Annotated in this window: 15 protein-coding genes; 3 read left to right on the top strand and 12 right to left on the bottom strand. The window is 50.5% G+C overall.

The genetic code is table 11. The annotated features are described in order from the left end of the window. Nucleotides 1-155: 155 nt before the first annotated feature. Nucleotides 156-1190 carry a LacI family DNA-binding transcriptional regulator gene (locus ACFSUC_RS07275; protein WP_379928866.1) on the top strand — a complete coding sequence of 345 codons (1035 nt, stop codon included), beginning with the start codon at nucleotides 156-158 and terminating at the stop codon, nucleotides 1188-1190. Nucleotides 1191-1272: 82 nt separating this feature from the next. Here the strand turns inward: ACFSUC_RS07275 and ACFSUC_RS07270 are convergent, their stop codons facing one another. Next, a complete protein-coding gene (locus tag ACFSUC_RS07270; RefSeq protein ID WP_379928865.1) occupies nucleotides 1273-1575 on the bottom strand; it encodes a YunC family protein in 303 nt (100 codons plus the stop codon). Nucleotides 1576-1691: 116 nt separating this feature from the next. On the opposite strand from ACFSUC_RS07270, the gene ACFSUC_RS07265 reads away from it, so the two are divergent. Continuing rightward, a complete protein-coding gene (locus ACFSUC_RS07265; protein WP_379928864.1) occupies nucleotides 1692-2249 on the top strand; it encodes an SPOR domain-containing protein in 558 nt (185 codons plus the stop codon). 80 nt (nucleotides 2250-2329) lie between these two features. Here the strand turns inward: ACFSUC_RS07265 and ACFSUC_RS07260 are convergent, their stop codons facing one another. The 4 genes from ACFSUC_RS07260 to ACFSUC_RS07245 form a co-directional block, all read right to left on the bottom strand. Then, on the bottom strand, nucleotides 2330-3877 hold the full coding sequence (locus tag ACFSUC_RS07260; RefSeq protein WP_379928863.1) for a putative bifunctional diguanylate cyclase/phosphodiesterase: 1548 nt from the start codon (nucleotides 3875-3877) through the stop codon (nucleotides 2330-2332). 127 nt (nucleotides 3878-4004) lie between these two features. Continuing rightward, complete coding sequence (locus tag ACFSUC_RS07255) at nucleotides 4005-4379, bottom strand: DUF423 domain-containing protein (protein WP_379928862.1); 375 nt, start codon at nucleotides 4377-4379, stop codon at nucleotides 4005-4007. Continuing rightward, on the bottom strand, nucleotides 4376-6868 hold the full coding sequence (gene helD / locus ACFSUC_RS07250; protein ID WP_379928860.1) for an RNA polymerase recycling motor HelD: 2493 nt from the start codon (nucleotides 6866-6868) through the stop codon (nucleotides 4376-4378). The genes ACFSUC_RS07255 and helD overlap by 4 nt, the downstream gene beginning before the upstream one ends. A gap of 67 nt (nucleotides 6869-6935) precedes the next feature. After that, entirely contained in the window at nucleotides 6936-8324 is a 1389-nt protein-coding gene (locus ACFSUC_RS07245; protein WP_379928859.1) for an alpha/beta hydrolase-fold protein, read from the bottom strand. 252 nt (nucleotides 8325-8576) lie between these two features. Between ACFSUC_RS07245 and ACFSUC_RS07240 the strand changes: the two genes are divergently transcribed. Continuing rightward, complete coding sequence (locus ACFSUC_RS07240) at nucleotides 8577-11012, top strand: polyprenyl synthetase family protein (protein ID WP_379928858.1); 2436 nt, start codon at nucleotides 8577-8579, stop codon at nucleotides 11010-11012. Here ACFSUC_RS07240 and ACFSUC_RS07235 read toward each other — a convergent pair whose 3' ends face one another. The 7 genes from ACFSUC_RS07235 to ACFSUC_RS07205 all read right to left on the bottom strand — a co-directional run bounded on the left by ACFSUC_RS07235 (nucleotide 11013) and on the right by ACFSUC_RS07205 (nucleotide 22756). Next, on the bottom strand, nucleotides 11013-14132 hold the full coding sequence (locus ACFSUC_RS07235) for a PAS domain S-box protein (RefSeq protein WP_379928857.1): 3120 nt from the start codon (nucleotides 14130-14132) through the stop codon (nucleotides 11013-11015). It abuts the gene before it with no gap. 37 nt (nucleotides 14133-14169) lie between these two features. Continuing rightward, a complete protein-coding gene (locus ACFSUC_RS07230) occupies nucleotides 14170-14292 on the bottom strand; it encodes a hypothetical protein (RefSeq protein WP_379928856.1) in 123 nt (40 codons plus the stop codon). 131 nt (nucleotides 14293-14423) lie between these two features. After that, nucleotides 14424-17483, bottom strand: a complete 3060-nt coding sequence (locus tag ACFSUC_RS07225; RefSeq protein WP_379928855.1) for a CBM96 family carbohydrate-binding protein — start codon at nucleotides 17481-17483, stop codon at nucleotides 14424-14426. A 270-nt stretch (nucleotides 17484-17753) separates the two neighbouring features. Then, entirely contained in the window at nucleotides 17754-18923 is a 1170-nt protein-coding gene (locus ACFSUC_RS07220; RefSeq protein WP_379928854.1) for an N-acetylglucosamine-6-phosphate deacetylase, read from the bottom strand. After that, on the bottom strand, nucleotides 18916-20700 hold the full coding sequence (locus ACFSUC_RS07215) for a Gfo/Idh/MocA family protein (protein WP_379928853.1): 1785 nt from the start codon (nucleotides 20698-20700) through the stop codon (nucleotides 18916-18918). The genes ACFSUC_RS07220 and ACFSUC_RS07215 overlap by 8 nt, the downstream gene beginning before the upstream one ends. Nucleotides 20701-20758: 58 nt before the next feature. Continuing rightward, nucleotides 20759-21823, bottom strand: a complete 1065-nt coding sequence (locus tag ACFSUC_RS07210; RefSeq protein ID WP_379928852.1) for a Gfo/Idh/MocA family protein — start codon at nucleotides 21821-21823, stop codon at nucleotides 20759-20761. A gap of 75 nt (nucleotides 21824-21898) precedes the next feature. Continuing rightward, nucleotides 21899-22756, bottom strand: coding sequence for a sugar phosphate isomerase/epimerase family protein (locus ACFSUC_RS07205; protein WP_379928851.1), 858 nt, complete (start codon nucleotides 22754-22756; stop codon nucleotides 21899-21901). Between the last annotated feature and the right edge of the window lie 15 nt (nucleotides 22757-22771).

Raw genomic sequence — 22771 nt, 5'->3', positions numbered from 1 at the left:
TTATATTCCTGATTTCTTATTTTTTTATCTTTATTCATGAAAACGTTTTATGTTTACATCCTCAATAATGTAATATATGCTATTACTAAAATAAACGCATCTTGAGTATGTAGGGGCACCCTTACGTATCTCAGCCATGTAAAGCAGGTGGAATTATGCCCGTTACAATTAAGGATGTTGCGAAGGTCGCCGGGGTCTCGCCCTCCACAGTTTCCCGCGTTATCTCCAACCATCCTCGCATCAGTCCAAAAACAGCTGCCAAAGTCAAGCGCATCATGATCGAGATGGGGTATCATCCGAACATGGTCGCCAAAAGCCTCGTATCCAAAAAAAGCAATACACTCGGCGTTATTCTGCCAAGACCTGCCGAAGAACTATTTCTGAATCTGTTCTTCTCAGAGTTTATCCGGGGGATCGTGACGCAGGCAACCCGACAAGGATATGATCTGCTGATGTCATCCGGTACAACAGAATCCGAGGAAATGGAAGCCATTACACGGTTCGTCAAAGGACGGCGAGTGGATGGAGTCATTTTATTGTCTTCCAAAAAAAATGACCCTACCGTCAAGTTTTTAAGGGAACAAAATTTCCCTTTCATCTTAATTGGCCGCAGTGACGAGCATGCCGATGTGCTCTCCGTGGACAATGACAACGTTCAGGCCGCCTATGATGTCACCAAATATTTGATCTCTCTTGGGCATGAGCGAATCGGATTTGTCAGCGGTCCTCCGCAGCTCGTTGTCTCCCAGGATCGACTGGAAGGCTACAAAAAAGCGCTCAAGGAATCCAACCTCCCGATGAAATCCCACTGGATTGTAGAAGGGGAATTTCTGCAGGAGAGCGGGTACCGGGCCATGTCCATGATTATGAATCTGGCTGATCGCCCGACCGCGCTGATTATCACAGATGATTTGGTTGCCTATGGGGTGGTTCGAGGCATCACTGAACTCGGGTACCAGGTACCAGACGATATCAGTCTTTTCAGCTTTAACAACATTTCCATCTCCGAGCTGACAACACCGCCATTGAGCAGTGTCGATATCGGTATTTATCAGATGGGCTATACCGCTTCGCAGGCCCTGTTGCGTAATATTCAGGAAGACCAGCATGATCAGCGACGCATTGTCATCCCGCATCGACTTATCATTCGTCAATCCTGTGCCAAAATGAATAGTCAGGAAAGATCATAAGCGTCTGCCTATCGAGGCAAGTGCAACCCTGCATCCATAATCATACCGTCAGGAAGTTTCCTGACGGTTTTTTGTATACCTGCTAAAACATCTTCTCAATGGCTTCTCTTCCACTCATTCCACGAACAATCCCCATTTTCTCTGCCTCGACTGTGACTGATTCAAGTGGTGCATCCATCAATTGCTCGATTGTCCTCACTCCGACTGCGCGCCCCGCGACAATGTTGCGATCCTGCAGTTTCTCATTCAACAGCGCTACATCCAGTGCCCCGCACATAATGTATCCTTTTTCCGTAGAAACAGTGAGCAAGGTCGTTTTCGGAAGCTTGACCTCTGTACCCAATGCCGTGCCATTTTTCATAGGAATCGGGATTAACTGAATCATGACCAGATCAACTCCTTGGACTGACTTGTGACATCCTGCTAACAGCCTATGTCCGAAGGATGATATTTGTGTAGTTCATCCGTCCCTTTTTACTTGTAAATTCATGTGTACATGGTATGATGTTGTATGAAAGTAAAGCTCTTGGAGGAACCAAAATGACTCAAAAATCAGACTCGTCCTTTTTATTTACTGTTGAATTGCTTCTGAACAGTCCTTCACAAGCAAAAGCGGTAGCTGAAATAGCCAGGCTGTTGGCAGATGAGCAAGTGAAAGATTACAAGATTGTCAGTGGGTCTGAGGTTGGAAAATGGATTGACCAGATCAAGCAATCCATGGAAAGCGTTCCTTCATCAAAGCCAAAACCAGCTGCAACATCACCAGCATCAGCAAGCAAACCGGAAGTGAAGCCTGCATCACCCAAATCCACGGCCGCTGTCAAGTCGGAAACCGCCTCAAATTCCGATCAAAAAATTATCGAATTGCTCGGCCATTTCAAGGATACCAACACACTCGTTCGCTTAAGTGTCATCAAGGGTAAGGGCGTTAAACTGAGCATTCCATGCCGAATCCTCAACTTTGATGAAAGCAGTCAAAATGTATCGATCTACCATGTGGATGAGAAAAAGGTGTACTTAATCAAAATGAATGAAATAGACGACTTCATTGTCAGTTGAAGAACATTCATCATATCAGCAGAATATGCAAAAACCGGCATGAATCGCCGGTTTTTTCTTTGCCTATTGGCGTATATAGGTTACATCGCAGCCGATTCTGTAATGGCTTTTACCTTCTCTACAAACTCATCAGCCGGCAGCGGCGGACTGAAGTAAAAGCCCTGCACTTCATTACAGTGATTGGCATTCAAATAATCCAGTTGTTCGATCGTTTCTACCCCTTCCGCGATCACCTTGAGCTTCATATGGTGTGCCATAGAGATAATCGTTGACACGATTGCGGCATCTGAAGGATCCTCCATCAAATCGCGGACGAAAGATCGATCGATCTTCAATTTATTAATCGGGAACTTCTTGAGATAGCTGAGCGAGCTGTAACCGGTACCAAAATCATCCATGTTAATAAGCAATCCCAATGATTTCAGCTCAATGAGACAGTTCGTGGCATAATCCACATCCAGGGTCATGCTCTCTGTAATTTCGAGTGCCAGATATTGCGGTTCCAGCCCTGTTTCTTTTAAAATATTCGCGACCTTCTGCTTCAGGTTTTGTTGTAAAAACTGCCGTACAGACAGATTGACGGATACCGGAATCTTCGGGAATCCATTCTCCTGCCATTGCCTGTTTTGTCGGCAAGCTTCCCGAATCACCCATTCCCCGATTTCCACAATAAATCCGGTTTCCTCCGCAAGCGGAATAAAGGTACCTGGTGAGACCATGCCTCTTTCCGGATGCCGCCATCTGATCAAGGCTTCCATCCCCACAATGTCTCCACCACGGATGTCCATTTGCGGCTGATAATACAGTTCAAACTGGTTTTGATGCAAGGCCATCCGCAGCTCGCCTTCAAGATTCAATCGCTCAATCGATCGGTAATTCAAGTTCGAATGGTAGAACTGGACATTGTTTCTCCCTTGTTCCTTCGCTCTCGACAAGGCCAGATCAGCCTGCTTCATCAACACTTCCGTCGTGGCATCGCCCATATAAATCGATACACCAATGCTTGCGGTAATGTGAATAGAACGATCCTGCAAATAAAATCCCTGGTCTAGTGCGGACAAAATTTCCTGGGCTTTCTCAAACGCATGCTCATTGGCATGCAGGTGCTGGTAAAAGAGAGCGAACTCATCTCCTTCCATTCGGGCAACAAAGTCATCCTCGCCCACACAATGAGTCAGCCGCTCTGCTACCTGAAGCAGCAGCATATCCCCGAAATCATGGCCCAGCGACTCATTCACCCACTTGAAGCGATCAACATCCATGTAAAACACTGCCAGCATCTCGCCCTGAGATGGCACGGAAACATCGGTTTTCTGTACGACAAGATCCAGCTTGTCCCGAAACTTTCTCCGGTTCGGAAGACCTGTCAGATCATCATAATAGGCCATCTGCTTGATCCGTTCGGCTGTTCGCTTATGGATCGCTTCTTTGTCATGAAGCTGCCGCTTCAGCATAACCAGATAGATCGCGGTCAGGCCTACAGCCGTTCCCGTATTCAACAGCCATATCGTCCAGTCGTGGTAGGTGCTGTATATCCAATACCCGCTCCCTGCCACATATAACAGAACGAGCAGTATGACTGCGTAAGATGCGTCACCTTTAAAATGGCTGCTTCTCTTAGTTTGCACGTTATTTTCCCTCCCAGCCGATGAGCGTCTCGTCTTTAGTTATTCGCGATGCCGGATAATTATTCCTGCATAACGAGAGAGATCGGAAGGGATTCGTTTGAAGGTGGTGGACTGGGCTGTCAGCGTGCTAAATCCGCTTCCATGCATAACGGGCAGTCAGGACCCAGGCCCCGATAAAGGAAAGGCCGCCTAATGGTGCTACCGCCCCGAGCATTTTCCACCCCGAGATACTGAGTACATACAAACTGCCTGAAAAGAAGAGAATTCCGAGTACAAACAATCTTCCTGCCCATTTCGCGGATGCAGCAGGATCTGCCGGTTTGGTCAGTATGCCAAGCAAAATCAGACCTAGCGCATGCACCATATGATAGTGAACCGCCGTATCATAGGTAGACAGGTCTTCCTCGCTTAATCTGCTCTCCAGCCCGTGAGCGCCAAATGCGCCCAAGGCGACGGACAAAGCCATCAGGATACTGCCTGTGATCCACCATTGCTTGTTCATTCTACTCTGTCCCCTCTCTTGTCAAATGCCGTACGCGATGACGATTGATTCTCATCGTTCCTTCCCTCGAAAGAGGATGAACGATCCTCTGTAGAACGCCCTTCTGCACGTGTATACAAGTCTGAATCGATTTCGTTCCACCACGAAGGAAGACCGGCTGATTTGGCATATATCATCTGAAGCTGATGCATTGCTCTTGTGGCTGCCATATAGAACAATCGACGATCTGTCTCGTCATAGTGGCCGCCGTCCACCTGCCAGAGCACAACCGATTCGAATTCAATGCCTTTGGACAAATAAGCAGGCAGTACCACCATTCGGCCCGACAAGCGTTGTGTATCCTTGACGACGAGCTGGATGTCTTCCGGTTCCACACCGATTTGTATCGCAGCCTGTTGCAGCTTTTGGTACAGCTCCCGGCTGTTTTCCATCGTTTTGCAGATGATTCCAATGCGATTCGAATTTACCTGTTCCCGTACCAGCGCCTGCAATGCGTCGAATGCCTCGTCTTCATCATGTGCTTCTATCAGCACAGGCATCGGACCGCTGCGATCGAACGGAATCGAACGCTGCTCTTCCGGCAGCAGGGACTGGGCAAAATCGAGAATCGGAGCGGTGGAACGATAACTCATTTTAAACGACAGCCGTTCATCTCGCTGGGCATGCAGCCATTTCGGAACGGTATGGAAACTGTCCGCGCTTTCATTGTGTGCATAAATCCCCTGGTGAATATCCCCCAAAATCGTCAGCTTGGCTCTTGGGAATCGGTGGCGGATATACGCATATTGAAAAGGCGTATAGTCCTGCGCCTCGTCGATGAGCACGTAATGGATCGAGCCGTCGACACGCGAGAACCCTCTTAATCCTTCCATCATGTACAAATACGGAGAGGCATCCTCGGCAAGGAGTCGGCCTTCACCAATAAGTCTGCAGCTTTCCTCCGTCATCTCGTTCCAGCGAAGGAGATCGATTTCGTTCTCATCTTCCCAAAACGGAGGACGCTGTCGCAAAAACTGCAAAAACATCGCTTCATCGTCAAGGAACCGGTCACGATCTACAAAGGCTCGCAGCTTCCTGAATTTGCTGTTCACGATCCATTTCTTCAGTTCCTTTCGAACCTGCTGATCATCATCAAAAGATTCGGCTTGAAAGCCGCCTTTTTTCTGCACCCGCTGGTAGACACGCTGATATACTTCGTCGTCCACCCATTCCATCGCATCCTGAACCCATTTTTTCTTCCGCTGTTCCTTTTCAGCCTGATCGAGCTGCTTGTGTAGCCATTTCTTCATCAAGACGTTCTTGCGATCGATCGGCGTATCCGAAGGAAACCCGTAATAGGCCTCAGTCATCTGTTCGGCTGTAATCAGCACCCGTCCCCGAAAGGTTACTGGACGGAAAATCATACCCGCTTGCTCCGCACATGAACGAATATATTGATCCAGCCATTCAAAATAAGCAGCACTTGCCTTCCATTGAATCGCCGTTTTTTGGGCTTGTTTCCAGTCTGCATTCCTCGACGTGTATAGACGCTCCGTCTGATCGTACAGATCCTCTACCGTATAGAATCGCCCAAGTGCTTCCTCGGTCAGCTCTTGAAAAATCATCTGCCTCATATTCGCTTCTCCAAGCTCTGGCAGGACATGGGATACATATTGACTGAATAAAGGATTAGGCGAGAACAACACGATCTGATCCGCTGTCATCCGGTTGCGATGCTTGTAGAGCAAATACGCAACTCGCTGCAAGGCTGCAGAGGTTTTCCCGCTTCCTGCCCCACCCTGCACAATAAACACATCGACCTGATCGTTTCGAATCATCTGATTTTGCTCACGCTGGATGGTCGCAACGATACTCTTCATCTGCTCGGACGAAGAATCAGAGAGTGCTTGCTGCAACAAGCTGTCGCCAATGGTCAGATCCGTATCAAATACATGCTGCAATTCCCCTTCGCGAATCACATACTGACGTTTGAGCGTCATCTCACCGGCAATACGTGCTCCCTCCGGAGGCTGGTAGGAAGCTGGTCCAGGGGAATCATCATAAAACATGCTGGAAATAGGAGCACGCCAATCATAAATGTAGAAACGACTGCCATCTTCATTCATAAGAGAAGCGAGACCGATGTAGATTTGCTCTGCCTCTGCCTCTGCCTCTGCCTCTCCCTCTTCCACAAAATCAATACGGCCAAAGTAAGGAGACTGCTCGAGACGAACCAGCATCTGAAGGCGTTCCGCAGCCAGCCGGTAGCTCTTCTCCCTTTCAGATAACAAGCGCGCTTCTTGCTGAATACTGGAGAACGTTTCCATCGTTTCCGTGTCATTCGTCAAATTCACGGACATATCATCCCAGAAGTGGGTTTTCAGCTCTCGCACCTCATGACCACGGATACCGGTCGTCTGTTCGAGAAGGTCGATCTGCTTGACCAGAAGCTGCATGACCTCTTGCAAGCGCTCCTTCTCTTTCTGAAGTGCTTTCTGATCCATCGTCATTCGATCCCCTCCATTCAATCTGCGCGTATTTTACCACGCCGGAGAGCGTCAAATCAATGACGGATACCTATCCTGCAAAGGGATTCGCTTCAGGAAGCAGCGGATTGTCACGCATACCGCTCCATCCCTCGATCCGGTAAATCAGCTTTTGATCTTCATCCGCTCGTATGAAACGATTGGGGATTTCCTGTCCATCCGCGTCCACCTCAAACTTGCGAAATCCTCTCGTAAAACGAAAATGATAGGCACTGTCACGCGGCACTACAAAGCTGCCCCTGAAAGTTCCGTCCTCAGATTCTGACAACTCCATGCCATGACCTGCAAAAATACGCGCATCAGACGGTGTATCTTCCGGTACCTCCACTTCAAAATCCAGGCGTACTGTCGGCGTCAGTTCCGGAATAACCTCCAGCATTTTCTTCACTTGCAACTCCCCGTGACGGTAAATAATCTCGGTCTTTCCCACCTGAAATGCCTGTACCGTCCCGTCCGGATCAACCTTCGCCACCTCCGGATGGCTCGAATGAAATACGGCACAAGTATCCGTTAATGCCAGTCCATTCGCATACTGAACGATCGGATTGAGCCGAACCTGCATCCCTTCCATCCCGACCCTGGTTCTTCCCAGCAGCTTGAGCGAGACCGGATCGCTCTTCTGACCGAACATGAACAGCATCGGCATATGAACCCGCTCTGACCAATCCTGTTCCTCGTGCGCACTGTCGGGTGACAAGTAGTAGCCAAGCTGTTCATTGGGCACAAAGCCATTCGCCAGATGATGATCCACGATCTCCCGCGCGTGACGGGGCAGGAAAAGCCCCTCGGCTTCTCCGATATCGATCCACATCCGCAAGGGCGGATTGTCCGAATACGGCTCTAGCAAATGTTCCTCTGCCAGACTGGTTCTGCTGGACGGATCAAAGCCCGCCCGTACAAAGTAAGGAGACAATATGGCGAGATGCCCAAATACATCGGGATGCCTGAATCCGATGTGATAGGTGCACAAGCCCGCGCCGGATGAACCCATCAGCCCCGTATACGCTGGCTCCGGTCTGGTGCGATAGGTCTGATCGATATAGGGCTTGAGCTCTTCGACAATAAACCGTTCATAATCAAGCCCTGCACATCGAGTCCGGTGCAGTTCCTCCTGAGGAACCTTGAAATGATAAAATTCATTCTGCTCCTGTGGACGCAAATGGGCAATGGCGACGATGATAATCTCCTCCATCCATCCGGCTTCGATCAGGCGATCCGCAGCCAGATGGGCATTCCATGAGCTTGTTCCAGGTTTGGCCGGCGCAAAGGAACGCTGTCCTGCGTGCATATACAGGACGGGATAAGACTTGTTTGGCTCCTGCTCATAATGGCGCGGCACATATATAAATAGCCTCCTTTCATTGTCCATAATCTCTGAACGAAATGCATCGATGTTCACGATCTTCGATGTTGAAATCAACGTATGTATCCCCTCCTCCTCAATCTAATACCTATTATAAGCCGTCCTGCCAATGATTGCATTATTCTATGATTGACGGTCGCATGTCGCATGGTACAGTTTGTGAACAATCCCTCACAAACCTGCCAGAAAGCATTTAGTTTTCAGCATCAGCATGGTATAGTTCAAGATACAGACAGATGCACGAACCCAGCATCCGTCCGAATATCCATAGGGATGTTCACAACATTGATTACAGAGGGAATCACGGATATGAATAATCGCAGAACCATACACATCAACCCGCACGATGAGTTGACTGAACAAAAAGCAGCCCACTATTTTCATACACTCCAAAACCAGATCAGACATCACAGCCATCTACCATCCCTGACTCAAAAACTTGCTGCCTGGGGCCAACAACACACATCCAAGCGCTCCCTTACTTCACTATTCCATCGTAGCGGACGTCTGCCTCGTCCTGGATCACGGGAAACCAGCGCCTATATCAAATGGCTGCAAACGACGGGAAAACTGGATGCGTATCTGGATCGCAGCATCTCGTATATTTTTTTGCGAGACCTTGGCAAATCCCTTGCAGAACCGAAAACTCTGAAACGGGTCCAGCAGGTCGCAGAAGAGATCAAACAGCAGCTTCTCTCATCCCTCTCCCTCGGTCGGTCCGCTTCCTCCGATCCAGCCCAAAAACCTCACGGGGAACTGTTTCATACCGTCCAGTTATACAGATGGGCCCAGCAAGAAGGCATTGCACATACGTTTATTTGGGTGATGGATAAATTGAGACGTGTTTCTGCACAGCTTCCGGAGGAGATGGATGCAGAAAATGCGCAGCGTAAACTCGTCAAAATCATCATGGGGATGGTCTTGCATGTACTTGAAGACATGGAGGAAGATCAGAAGGATGATCAGACGGAGAAATATAATCGGTCCGAGATGCTGGATAAAGCCATACGACTGGGCTATTGCTACGGACTCACCTATCCGTTTATCGATGACCTGCTCGATTCAGGAGTGTTATCCCGGGAAGAGAAATCCCGGTTCGCTGAGATCATTCGCGAAACGCTGCTCACCGGCACGGTTGCGGAACTTGGTGCTTGGTCAGGTAATCAGGCTGAACTGATCCGTTTCATTCATGCCGAGCTGGGAGAAGCCTTTACATATATGAAGAATCATCAACGTCCAGAGACACTGGCATCCTTTCTTCAGCAGGCATATGTATTCTTTGAAGCCCAGGAAACCGATCGCGTAAAGGAACTGTCCTATGCCCACTATGCCAATGAAGAGCTGTACCTGCCAATCATGATCAAGTCTGCCTCTTCCCGCTCCATCGTCCGGTCCATTCTCGCCTCATCGGAGGACGAAGGATTCGACAATCGCACGTTCTTTTATGGCATCTACAACCAGCTCGCTGATGACTTCGCGGACCTGTCGGAGGATCTGGAACAGGGAGCCGTCACACCTTACACCTACTATTTGACGCATTCCCGCCATCGAGATGATCTGATCAACCCGTTTGACATGTATTGGGCTGTCATTTCCCACTTGATTCACGACGTTTACGAAGAAGATCCGAAGACGTGTGACATCATTTTGAACCGGGCGATCAACGGACTGAAACGTTTCCGATCCCGTGTGGGCCCGGATCGCTATGATGAAGTCATGCAATGGTTCGCTCCTGCTAATCCGGAATTGCTTCATCTCATCCAGCGTCTGGTACTGAAAACAGAACAAGCAGATTTTCTCGATAAGCTGATGAGGGATCAAATTCTCGCCAATCTTCAGGAAAATCGGCAAAGCAAGTCCGCATTTCAACACGACATCAAACGGGTGCGTGCCCACATCAATACCCTGCTGAAAATCGGTTCAAATCGCCCAACTCAAGAAATGGGTATGCAAGATACGATTATCGAAGCCGCCAATTACAGCCTGGAGGGCGACGGGAAGCGACTGAGACCGATTATGACCTGGATGATGGGAGTGAAGGAATTCGGTCTGACGCCCACAGCGATTGAACCGCTCCTGAAATCTCTCGAATACATGCACACCGCTTCCCTCATTCTCGATGACCTGCCGTCTCAGGACAATGCTTCTCTGAGAAGAGGACGCCCGACCTTGCATGAAGTATACGATGTCGCAACCGCTGATTTGACGGCCCTGTATTTAACCCAGAAAGCAACACGGGAACAGGCCTCCCTGCAATCATTCGATGCGCAGCATGTACTGGAACTGATTCAATATTCCTCTCACCTGACGGAGAACATGTGCATGGGGCAGGCCATGGATCTGAATGCGAAGGAAAAGCCGTTGACGCTGGAGCAGTTGAATACGATGTGCTTCTACAAAACGGGGATGGGCTTCGAGGCTGCCCTCATCATGCCGGCGATGCTGGCTCAGCTTAACGCTGGTGAGATTGCGGCTCTGAAAGCCTATGCACGCCATGCCGGTATCTTGTTTCAAATCAAGGATGACCTGCTCGATGTAGAGGGAGAGCTTCATATTCTGGGGAAAGAACCGGGGAAAGATGTGGATAACCAGCGTTCTACCTTTGTCTCCGTGTTAGGCAGGGAAGGCGCCAGAGCCGCCATGTGGGAGCATTACTGCCTCGCACTGGAAGCCCTGGACGACATACCGCTGAAGACACCTTTTTTAAGACATTTGCTGGATTTTATGATGTATCGAGATCATTAATCACGTATAGACCGGAAACCACTGCTTGAACACCCGTACCACTTCATCCGACTGAATCGGTTTTCGCAGGAAATCCTGCATCCCGCATTCCAGGCAGGCCTGTTCATCTGTTTTTTGTACATAGGCTGTGAGGGCGACGATAATCGGCTGTTTCTCCCTCGGCAGCTTGGCCCGAATCTGTTTTGTCGCCTCCAGGCCGTTCATGACCGGCATTTGAATATCCATGAAAATCAGATCGTATTCTTTTTTCTCGACCGCCTGCACGGCTTCTTCTCCATTCAGCGCCAAGTCAGCCTGATACCCCATCTTCTGAAGCAAACCGATCATCACCTGTCGATTGACCGGATGGTCTTCCACCACCAGAATGTGGGGCATCCGTTCGTTGCGCTCCCACGTGACCTCCCTGCGGGAAGACCAGTCAGACAGGGAAGACGCCAACACGTCCCCGTCCCTTCTTGCATCAGGCATGCGGTCTGTTGATAGAGCATGCTGCGGTGGGGACAGAATGAAATGAAACGTCGATCCCTCACCTTCCATGCTGCTGGCCATGATCATGCCACCCATCATTTCAACCAGCTTTTTGCTGATCGCCAGACCAAGCCCGGTTCCACCGTATTTGCGATTTGCACCGGAATGGACCTGCGAGAAAGACTGGAACAGCAAGCTCAGTTTGTCGGAAGGGATGCCGATGCCTGTATCTTCGATATAGAAATGAAGCAGCGGATTCGGATGTCCTTTCCCGGATTCCTCGGTTTCCAGTCGCAGCTTCACGCTCCCTTCCTCCGTAAATTTGATGGCATTTCCAATCAGATTGACCAGCACCTGACGAATGCGGCTTTCATCACCGGACCATTGTTCAGGGACTGACTCACTTACCTTCATCGTCATTTGCAGCCCTTTGCTTCTTACGCTGGGCGCAAACAGATCATACACTTCCTGCAGGAGGTCACGTAGATCGAATGGTTCGATTTCCAAATCCAGCTTGCCGGCCTCAATCTTGCTGAAATCCAGTATATCGTTAATAATTCGGAGCAAATCCGTGCTGCTCTTGCGCACAATTTGCACATATTCCTCCTGTTCTTCAGACAAGTCGGTATCCTTTAACAGGTCAATCATGCCGATGACCCCATTCATCGGCGTTCGAATCTCGTGGCTGACCATCGCCAGAAATTCCGATTTCGCCTGGGCCGCTTTCTCTGCGGATTCCTTCGCTCTCAGAATTTCTTTCTCATTCGTAATATCATTGAATACCACTACGGCTCCAACAATATCTCCGTCGTCATAAATCGGACTCACCCGATAATTAACAAGAAAGCTGGAACCGTCCTTCCGCCAGAGCACCTCCTCATGAACCGTTCGCGGCAAACCATCCTGAATCGTTCTGTATATCGGGCATTCTTCTATTGGATACATACTCCCGTCCGCCTTGGTGTGATGGATCATATGATGACCATGCATGCCGTTGGCTTCCTTCATCGTATAGCCCAGCATCTTCGTACCAGCCGGATTCATGAACATAACGCGATCCTTTTTATCCACGCCATAGATGCCCTCAGACACCGAGTTCAATATGAGAGAATGATGGTAACTGAGTTTCTTAATTTCTTCCACATACTTTTTCTGCTCCGTAATATCGGTTGCGATCCCGTATACCCCTACTACCTCGTCCTCCACGATGATCGGGACATTGGTCACATTGAGATCCAGTCGGTGTCCATCGCGATGAATGACAGCCACATCATAATTTTGTGGAGTCCCCTGCTTGGCCAATGTAAAATGACGATGGGTACGCTCCAGATCCTCAGGCACAATTAATGGCGTATAAGACATCTGCAGCAGTTCTTCCAGCGTATATCCGACAAGCTTCTCCAGATTGGCATTGGCGGACTGGTAATTTCCGTCCATGTCAAACGAATACACACTGGCCGGGCTGTAATCGAACAAGGACTGGTATCGCTGCTTGTTCTCGATCATCGCATGCTCGGCCTGCTTTCGCTCCGTAATATCCCGAGAGATCACGATCATCTCCTGTACCTTGCCATGCTGATCATAGATATATTTTCCGTTGCTCTCGAACCATCTGTACATGCCTGACTGATGGCGAATCCGGTATTCTACGGTTTGCGTGGTTTGGGCGACCAGATTGGCAACCAGATATTCCTGAACGGTCAAGGCATCTTCAGGGTGGATGAAATAAAAGGCGCTCCTTCCGATCAGATCCTCTGGCTCGATGCCAAGCAAAAATCTGGAGGAAGGTGAGGCGTATAGACATATGACATCTTCACAGGCCGAGTGCCTCGTAATCAGATCCAGCGAATGCTCCGAGATAAGCCGATATGCCTTCTCGCTCTCAACGAGCTGGTATTCCATTTGTTTGCGTTCGGTAATATCCTGCAAGGTTCCCAGCATCCGTACGGGATTTCCGCTTTCGTCGAGAATCGTTTTCCCTTCCGACTGAACAATGCGCTCCCCTTCCGTCGGATGCGTGATCCGGTATTCCACCGAATACTTATGCCCGTTTAGCGAGGCATTTACGGCTTCGCGTACTCTTTCCTGATCGTCGGGGTGAATCTGCGAGAAAAAGGACTGATACAACTCCTCCTGATCCTGCTCCCTCTTCTCCATCCCGTGAATCCGGTACATCTCGGCCGAGCAGGTCAGTTGACTATGAACGAGATCCCAGTTCCATGAGCCCATATTGGCGATCCGCTCAATTTCATCAAGACTTACCTCATTCATTTGTTCCACTGGCTGTCTCAGCTTGTTCTCCCTGCGAATGGGCTTGGCGGATACCAATACCCCGGCACAATCGTTTTCAATCCGAATCGGGGCATAATTCATATCCAGATAGATATTGTTGCCCTGATGATTGGCGATGGAATACATAAATCTTGTATATTCACCTTGCAAGGCAAGTTGAAAGTTTGGAAATTGTACAAAATACTGTTCAGGAAAATCGGAAAATTCAAATCCGGTGAGGTGAAGAGCGGCCTGGTTGCAATCTCTGACTCTACCTTCTGTATCCAGGATGACCATTACGTCGGGATGCAGAAGATACAAGCTTTCGTTCGCACGATACTGCTCAATCCATCGGGTTAGCGTGTTGGGTGTGTCTGTCATATCCTCGACTTCCCTTCCATTTATTGATGCTATTATATCAGAGAATTGAGCACCATCCTATTAAAAAGTGATCCCCGTCACGCCCATCTGCCCGCCCCATTTTATTCCACCTGATCCAGCTTGTTACGGCCTGCAAGGCTTGTCTTGTCCGTATATTCATTATAAAACACCTCCCTTTCTAATCCTTTCAGAAAGGGAGGTGTTTGTGGAACCGATAAAACTCGCAAGTGAATGAAGTCTGGCCAATCCTGACTTGCGATAGGTTCATTATCCGTCAACCGAATTCATCAGCTATGGCGCAGAGGTTTCATTCAGCTTGATGTACGGCTGATTGTCTGGATGTTCCGAGCTGTTGATCTGGACGCCAATATTTCTCGTATTCGGGTCCATAATCCGGAAGGTAACTTGCTGATCGGTCATCATCTGGTTCTGTACGAAAGTTGTCACATCTATGGCATGCCAGCCCGATGAATGGACATGGACGGTTCCTTCTATCGTGGAACCTGCACCGAGGCGGTTATGCCAGTTCATCGTTTCATCCCAGTTGTCCGTGTCATAGCTGTATACCGTCAAATTTAATGAGCTGGAAGGCGCTGCATTCACATGAAAATAAAGTTTGGCGGACTGGACCGATTCTGTAAACGCAGACAGATCAAACTTCATATAGGTGAGCCGATCTCCGCCACCAATTGCATTAGGAATATCCACGACCTCCAGCAGCTGTGCCTGTCCAAACGAGGTACTCGGGGCATTCTGATCTACATGCGTATCTGCAACCGCCACAAATTCATGGCTCGCTGCGAATAAACGCGTCACGGTCAGCTTGTACCTGTCTCGTTCCCCTTTCTTGCCATAAACATCGACATGGATGATGTTCTCACCTTCAGCCAGTAGAATGGGAGCAGAGGGGCTGCCGCTTGCCGTGGGCTGTCCGTTTACTTCTACCACCTGATCATTTGCAGATGAGGTTGGTGTCACCTGCACGGAAGCGGTCTGCTGATCCACCGTGACTTGATACCCCATCGTATTCTTATCGAAGGACGGGCTGAGTGTTCCACTGCTGATTTCAAGATGTTGAAGACCAGCAGTCGCATACAACGCAGCCTTATGCGGCTCGTCATAAGCTTGCGCCCAGTAATAGCCTGCGGCAGGGACACTTCTCGGTTCAAAGCCAACCTGGTAACCGGTTGGGATGGTTTCAGACACGAAGGACACCTGCCCGGCTGAATCCGTCATCCCGTTGTGATAAGTGCCGCCTGCATAGTTGAATCTGCCGCCTACCTCAGCACCCGAAACTGGCTGTCCGGAAAGCACATCCACTACCTGCATCTGAACGGTTGCCGTACCGTTCCCATCCGATACGGTCATCCCTTGCAGCATCAGAGGTTGCAAGGTCGTCCCGGCTGTTGTAGCCGAGGTCTCCAATGTAGGCGGTCCGATATTGCCCTGCAAATCGACAGCAGCAACTTTATAATAATAGGTCGTATCAGGCAACAGTCCCGGGTCCGTAAAGGCATGCGTGCGAGCCAATCCGGCGACGTGGGGGGCATCCGGCGTGAAGCCACTCTGTGTACTGCGATATACGATATACCGATCCACTTCCATATTGTCCTGCGCCACGCCGAAGGTCACCCGGATCTGTTCATGATCTAGCGCCGTAGCTGTCGGATTCATATCCAGTGCTCCTGGCGATTGTGAATCTGCGGGAGGTTCCCAGTATACACCGCCCGTGCCCCAATAACTCGGAAGCGCGCGCAACGAATCATAGTGGTGCATCGCCACACCACCGAAGGATGATTGGCTGTCAAATGCCGTATAGACCTTGTCCAGTTCACTTTCCATATAGGTTCGTCCTTCTTCACTAAACGTAATCACTTCAGGATCCCCGCTATTGGCAATATCCTTTGTTTCCACACCAACCACAACGGACAGCGGCTTTCCGAGAGAAATTGCATAATTCATCTCTCCCTGTGCGCCGGCAATGATACCCGCGGAGCCATCAGCCTGATCACGATAATCCATGATGGCAATGTAGTCACTGATATCCTGAATATGCTCTGACAGCCATTTCGTACTGCCGTTCCAGGTGATGTTCGCCGCATAAGGCGAGGTGTCATACCATTTTGGAATGGCAGGTCCAAACGGCAAATGGATACCCGCCACCTGAATCCGATCGATCATCTTCTGCAACCCATCCAGATACTGGAGTTGCAAAGCAGGATACTGCGATTTAAAATCTTGGGAAATGTAAGGCTCAATGTCTACATTCACCCCGTCGAACTTCTCATTCACGCCTGCCGCAAGATGATAATTGATGATTCCCTCTATCTCCTCGATGGCTTCGTCATGATACTGTGCATAGGCCCCCATATAAGGAGGTGAGGTTCCGCCGGCAATGGTCGCATGAACTTCATACCCTTGTTGATGCGCCCAGGAAATGAAATCTTCGAGCTTCCCCGGATCGTCCTCCAGGATATTCATCCCGTTGAACGGACCAACTGCCAGATAAAGCGTGGTGATGGGATCAGATCCAAACGTCGTCGTATCGCTGGCGAATGCATCGAGCACGGTTCTTGCATTCGGATTCAGCAGCAGTTTGTACGTTTCTGGCTCCCATATCCACATCGCCCGGTCCTGGGAAGGCATGGAGAACGGTTCATTCGTTCCCGTTCCAATCTTGGCATATGTCGTCAGGCTGATACCTGTATTCCCCAGTGTATCCGTTGCTCTCGCCTGGATGCTGAAAGTCTGATCCTGAAGACCTGTCGTATCCCATTGCACAACGTAATGGTTCCCGTTGAAGACAGCGGTCTGCCAGCTTCCGTTGCCGATTCGCACCTGCACTTCGCTCAGTGAATTCGGAGAAGCAACCGAAACTTCTACATCCACAACTCCTTGCACGGTCTGTCCGTCACCCGGACTAGCAATCGTGACGTCAGGTTGACTGGCACCTGGATTCTGGACATGAACGTCAATTGCTGGACTCCACACCCCGTAACGAGTCCGGATATTCAGTCCCCTGGCGACCAGTTGAATCGGTCCGCTATACATCGTGGTATCCAGTTCATACTGCCACGTTCCACTGTGATCCGCATCAGGGTCTGTCATCATGACACTGGCCTGGGTACGCCCGTCGATGAGCAGATTGATGTCATACGTATCGACATACGTACCCGAGATCACAACCGTACCCGCAGACAGCACCGCGTCGTCCGCAGGCGAATCGAGGGTGATCATGGCATTGGTGCTCGCCACCACCTCTCCCTGGTTCGGTTGCCATCCGACAGCAAGCATCAGGCTTGTCAACAAACAGAGCCAGACAGATACGTATCTCTTCCTTCTTCTCATCATTTGACCATTCTCCTCTCATTCTCATCCATCGTAATCGCCTTTTGCCTCTTCTGTGTCACTCCACTCCTAACCACCGAATCTGGTTGTGCACCCATTTCGTCTGTTTTTTTGAAATCGCTTACAAATTAGCCGGAAACAAAAGATACGGCTGTGACCTAAATGGGCTATTGACCGTATCTTTTCCTTGGTGACATCCAGGCTGGCAAAATCAACATCCTCTCCAACTGTTGTCAGGGCGATGGTGAATCTTTCCAGTTTACTTTCATCTGATCAGATGGACAGACGGTCTGACTGATAGACGATCTGACCGGATTTCATCGTCTGCACAATATGAATCCCCGTCTCCTCCCGGACAAACCAGACCGCATCAGCCGCGGCACCGGCTGCGAGACCATGCATGCCGGGCAGCTTCATGACCCGGGCTGGATGAAGAGAAGCCATATCCCACGCTTCATCCAGGGTGGTCAAGCCTTTGCTAGTGACATGTTCAATTCCCCATTTCAGCATCTGGGCAGAACCGGCTAGCAAATCTGGATTTTCTGCCAGATGCAGCCGTCCACACGCTGTCAGCACCACCTCCCCACCCACATGGGTCTGATAACGGCCAGGTGCGAGACCACATAGCGACACCGCATCACTGACCAGAATCGCGCGCTCTTTCTTCACTTTCATAATCACCTTCAGCAGAGAATCAGGCAGATGGAAGCCATCGGCAATGCAACAGGTCCACAGCGCATCCTGAGCCAGCTGTTCCCATAAATAGTTGGGATGGCGAGGCAGCATGAGATGTGCCCCGTTGCCTAAATGCGTGGACATGACCGCCCCGCATTGTACGGCCTGCTGGATCTGCTCAGGGGTTGCAGCGGTATGTCCAATGGATACCTGGATGCCATGGACGGTACAAGTTCGAATGAATGCCGCTGCTTCCTCCCATTCCGGAGACAAGGTTATAAGCCTGATTCGCCCTTTGGCTGCGGTTTGCCACCTGTTCATCAACTTCCACGAAGGCGGCTGAATATAGGAACGGTCGTGGGCGCCCCTCGGCCCATCCTCCGGTGAAATAAAAGGCCCCTCCAGATGAATGCCCACTATGCTCGCCTCCACTAGCGCATCCTGCTCACACGCTGAAGCAATAGCCGACACAGCCTGCTCAATGGCATCGGCATGATGGGTAATGACGGTCGGCATATAGGCGGTCACCCCTTCGCTCCACAAGGCACGGGTCATACGGACGACAGTAGACACCTGCAAAGGGAGCGTATTGAAGTCGTCCCCCTGGTAGCCGTTGATTTGCAAATCCACCAATCCAGGCGCCACAAAGGGCAGATTTGGTTGCGCTGGTTCACCTGTGACCGCGACGTTCTGCCATCTCGCCCCGTCTACTTGCAACTGAATGGACTGACCCGTACGGTAGTGCAATCCGTTGAATCCGCTATACATCCGCTATCCCACTGTAGGCCGCCTGATCAGCATACAAGGTGCAGTTGGGGTGACGGCGCAAGATCGTAGCCGGACAGGCTGTAGAGATGGCTCTGGTCAGCATACGGCGAACAGCGGCATGCTTGCGCTCCCCGGGAACGATACAAAACAGCCTGCCACCGGACATCATGGTCGGAACGGTAAGGGTTAGGGCATAGCGGGGCACCTCATCCAGCTTGTCAAAACAGCCATCATTCACTTGCTGTTGACGGCAGGCTTCATCCAGCTCTACTTTCTTCATGATCATCGGGTCTTTGAAATCTGCTACAGGCGGATCATTGAAGGCAATATGACCATTTTCCCCAATGCCCAGACAAATCAGATCAATGGGCGCAGCGTTAATCAAGCGGCTGTAACGGGCACATTCCTCATCCGGATCGTTGCAGCCATCGATGACATGAACCTCTCCGGGCCGAACATCCTCCCAAATCTGCTCCTGCAAGAACTGGCTGAAGGACGAGGATGCGGTTGCAGGCAATCCGACGTATTCATCCATATGAAAGACCGTAACCCGGCTCCAGTCTATGTGAGGCTCCCTCTTCAGGGCTTGCAGGAAAGCAAGCTGGGAAGGAGCAGCGGCAAACACAACCCGTACCCGTTCCTGTTCGCGGAGCAGTTGACGCAGTACATCCGCTGCTTCCCGTGCTGCTGACAACCCCATCTCCTCCCGGGTCGGATAAACCTGAATCCGCAAGTGATCTGCCGCTGTCTGCACAATCGGCTTGTCTGAAGCCAGTCTGATTTCCTGTCCCGTTCTGGATGATTGATAGGTACGCAGAATAATCTCCAGCGAATGTCTGCCATCCTCACCTGTTACGATCGGAGGCCGCTGCTCCAGCACAGCGCGGGCCATATCCTGGATCTGCATGCGATGGCCGTCCGGTATGACGCGAAATGCCGCAAATTTCGGGCATTCAACTTCTTCCCCTTCAATGTGAAGACTGATAATATCATCTTCTTCGATGACGAGTGTGCCTTTTTCACCATGAATCTCCAGCCGTTGTCCCTTTCCCTGATAGGCAGTGGTGGTGATCTCCAGCATGCCCAGTGCTCCGCTCTCATATTGCAGGGAAGAGAGCACCGTATCCTCCACTTCGATATCCCTCAGCACTGCCCGCGCCTTGCCCGTAACCGTCGTCACATTGCCCGCGAGCCACTGCAACAGGTCTACGGTATGAATCCCCTGGTTCATCATGGCTCCGCCGCCGTCCATTTCCCAAGTTCCTCTCCAGCCGGCACTGTCGTAGTACACCTGGTCCCGATACAATTTGACGTAGGCTGAACAGAGACTCAGCTTGCCCAAACGGCCGGATTGAATCACTTCTCTGGCAAACTGGGCCTGCGGAGACATTCGCCTCGGAAAAACCGTAGACAGCCAGACTCCTGCTCGTTTACAGCTTTCAATCATACGCTCCACATCGGGCAGATGAATCGCCATGGGCTTTTCCACCAGCACATGCTTGCCCGCCCGGGCCGACTGTATGGTCTGTTCCGGGTGTTGACCGCTCGGGGTACAAATACAGACGACATCGATATCCTCTGCAGCCAGCAGATCCTCCATCGTGTGATAGACTTTGCCCCCGTACTCCTCGGCAAAGCGGATCGCCTTCTCTGGCTGCTTGTCATATAATGCCGTCAGTTCAGCCTCGGCGGTCTCCTGGATGCCCTTTGCATGAATATCTGCAATAATCCCACAGCCGATGATCGCAAATCGAACGATCGATGGTTTCCCCTTCATAGGTTTCCACTCCCTCTGTTTCCTCTATTTCCTCTGTTTTTATATCCTGTCTGGCCATTTATGATCTGGCTGATACACCTGTCGAATGGATCACAATCGCACCCTCATCCGCCTCGACCGTTGCTTTGGACGCCAGGTAAATATCCGCTGCTGTAATCGTATGTGAACACACACGACCGTCCAGACGCGCCAGATAATCCTTTGTCAGGGTAGAGGGTTCTGCCTCAATCTCAACCTGATGCCATGACTTTGTATGGGTCATCTCGAACATCGCTTCCTGTCCCAGGGTGGTGGACGCCTCCACGGGAGCCCCCAGGGGAGCCCTCAGGGGATCACCAGAAAGGCGCAGCTCAGCCGTCCCTTCTGTGCCTGTGACAAAGATGCGTCCGTCACCGTACGTCCAGCAGCTTTCGGGTGTATGCCAGTCCGCATACAGTTGGGCGGTGCCGCCTCCTTGCATCTTGATTTGCAAGCCTGCTGCATCATAGAAATCAGGATACTCAGGCAGAATGCGCTTGGATCTAAATGCCTGCATCTCGCAAATCTCATCTGCCAGCAGCCATCGCAGCAAATCGATGTCATGCACAAATAAATCGTTGATAATGCCGCCAGACTGCTCTTTCGAGAAATGCCAGTCCGGACGGTCTTCCGGTCTCAGCATGTGTGGCTTTCGCATCGAAATATGAACGATCGTTCCGTACCTGCCTTCCGCTATGCGTCGTTTCAATGTTGAAACAGATGGGCGGTAGCGCTCCGTAAGCAGCATCCCGATCTCTAGCTGATTGCGGCTAATGAGCGCAGACAACCGCTTCAGACCGTCCCGATTCGTGACAGCCGGCTTGTCAATCATGATCGGTTTTCCGAATTGCTCACACCACTCCATGATGTCAATCTTCTCATTGTTAATGGCGGCACAGCCAATCAGATCGATCGACTCCTGCTCCAATTCCTCCAGTGAAGCGACGATGGGAAGATCGTATTTCCTGGCTATCTGCTCAGCGAGACGATGGTTTTCTCTTTCATATATGCCCTTGCACACATGACCCAGCGCCAGCATTTCTTCAATAAAAATAGAAATATGCGCATGCTGGCAGCCGATGATCGCAAAGGTGCGTTTATTCATCCTGCAAACCTCCTGACGAATGGTGACGTGCTGATAAGACGAGATTGTACGGACTACTTGATACATATAGACTGTTCAGGTGGACGTGGCGGCCAGCAGCTTCCTCACGACCTGAAGATCATGACGAAGGCGTTCTTCCGGCGGCTCTGCTGAAAAGCACTCCAGTGTAATCCAACCGTCGTATCCAATCTTCTGAAGCGCATGGAAAATCGGTTGATGATTGACCTCACCGTCTCCAAGCAGACATTGTCTAAACGCTTCCTCTCCGTGTTTGGTGCGATTTGTAAAGGTAGATGGACCTCCTACTTCGTCAATCCGCCGCTCATCCTTGACATGCACATGGAACAGATGCTCCTGCAACGCATAGATGGAATCGGCCCCGTAATCCGAATCGGAAACGTACATGTTTCCGGCATCATGAATCAGGCCGATGCGCGGATGATCCACGAGCTGAATCAGCTTTAAGGCACTCTCCACATCCTCGATCAGACTTTGATTATGAATTTCCAGCGCAATCTTCTTGTCGAGCTTGTCAGCTTCTTCCGCACAGCGTCGAAGCCAATGCGCTGCTTTCTCGTAATGATAGGGGGCGGCTAAAAAAGCATTGGGACCTCCCTGAAAGACGCGAATGAGGTTTGTTCCCAGTATGTCGGCTCTTTCCATCATTCGCTTGCATTCGTCGAAAGCGCGCTCACAATCGTCATCACTCGACGTCGAAAACCAGCCCATATACCCTGCCAACGCCGAAATACCAAGCTGATGCTCGTCGGCCAGCCTTCTGATCTCCTTCACTCGCTGCAGGGACGTGTCTGCTGATAAATGTGGCTCCCTGCAGGCAATTTCGATCCCGTCCAGACCCATACGACGGGTGATGTCCATGGCCTCATGCATACTATAATCCATCAGTAAGCCGCTAAATGCCGCAATTTTCATCGTTGTATTCACTCC

This window comes from Marinicrinis sediminis (assembly GCF_042685085.1).
GTDB classification, from domain to species: Bacteria; Bacillota; Bacilli; order Paenibacillales; family KCTC-33676; genus Marinicrinis; species Marinicrinis sediminis.
The sequence above is the reverse complement of the archived record's forward strand: the minus strand, read 5'-3'. Positions and strand labels throughout refer to the sequence as shown.

Excerpts from the sequence above, each read along its gene's own strand:
- ACFSUC_RS07270 (WP_379928865.1), bottom strand. The coding sequence starts at position 1,575 with ATGATTCAGTTAATCCCGATTCCTATGAAAAATGGCACGGCATTGGGT.
- ACFSUC_RS07205 (WP_379928851.1), bottom strand. The coding sequence starts at position 22,756 with ATGAAAATTGCGGCATTTAGCGGCTTACTGATGGATTATAGTATGCAT.
- ACFSUC_RS07230 (WP_379928856.1), bottom strand. The coding sequence starts at position 14,292 with ATGAATATACGGACAAGACAAGCCTTGCAGGCCGTAACAAGCTGGATC.
- ACFSUC_RS07240 (WP_379928858.1), top strand. The coding sequence starts at position 8,577 with ATGAATAATCGCAGAACCATACACATCAACCCGCACGATGAGTTGACT.
- ACFSUC_RS07275 (WP_379928866.1), top strand. The coding sequence starts at position 156 with ATGCCCGTTACAATTAAGGATGTTGCGAAGGTCGCCGGGGTCTCGCCC.
- ACFSUC_RS07215 (WP_379928853.1), bottom strand. The coding sequence starts at position 20,700 with ATGAAGGGGAAACCATCGATCGTTCGATTTGCGATCATCGGCTGTGGG.
- ACFSUC_RS07225 (WP_379928855.1), bottom strand. The coding sequence starts at position 17,483 with ATGATGAGAAGAAGGAAGAGATACGTATCTGTCTGGCTCTGTTTGTTG.
- ACFSUC_RS07265 (WP_379928864.1), top strand. The coding sequence starts at position 1,692 with ATGATGTTGTATGAAAGTAAAGCTCTTGGAGGAACCAAAATGACTCAA.
- helD (WP_379928860.1), bottom strand. The coding sequence starts at position 6,868 with ATGACGATGGATCAGAAAGCACTTCAGAAAGAGAAGGAGCGCTTGCAA.
- ACFSUC_RS07255 (WP_379928862.1), bottom strand. The coding sequence starts at position 4,379 with ATGAACAAGCAATGGTGGATCACAGGCAGTATCCTGATGGCTTTGTCC.
- ACFSUC_RS07235 (WP_379928857.1), bottom strand. The coding sequence starts at position 14,132 with ATGACAGACACACCCAACACGCTAACCCGATGGATTGAGCAGTATCGT.
- ACFSUC_RS07220 (WP_379928854.1), bottom strand. The coding sequence starts at position 18,923 with ATGTATAGCGGATTCAACGGATTGCACTACCGTACGGGTCAGTCCATT.
- ACFSUC_RS07210 (WP_379928852.1), bottom strand. The coding sequence starts at position 21,823 with ATGAATAAACGCACCTTTGCGATCATCGGCTGCCAGCATGCGCATATT.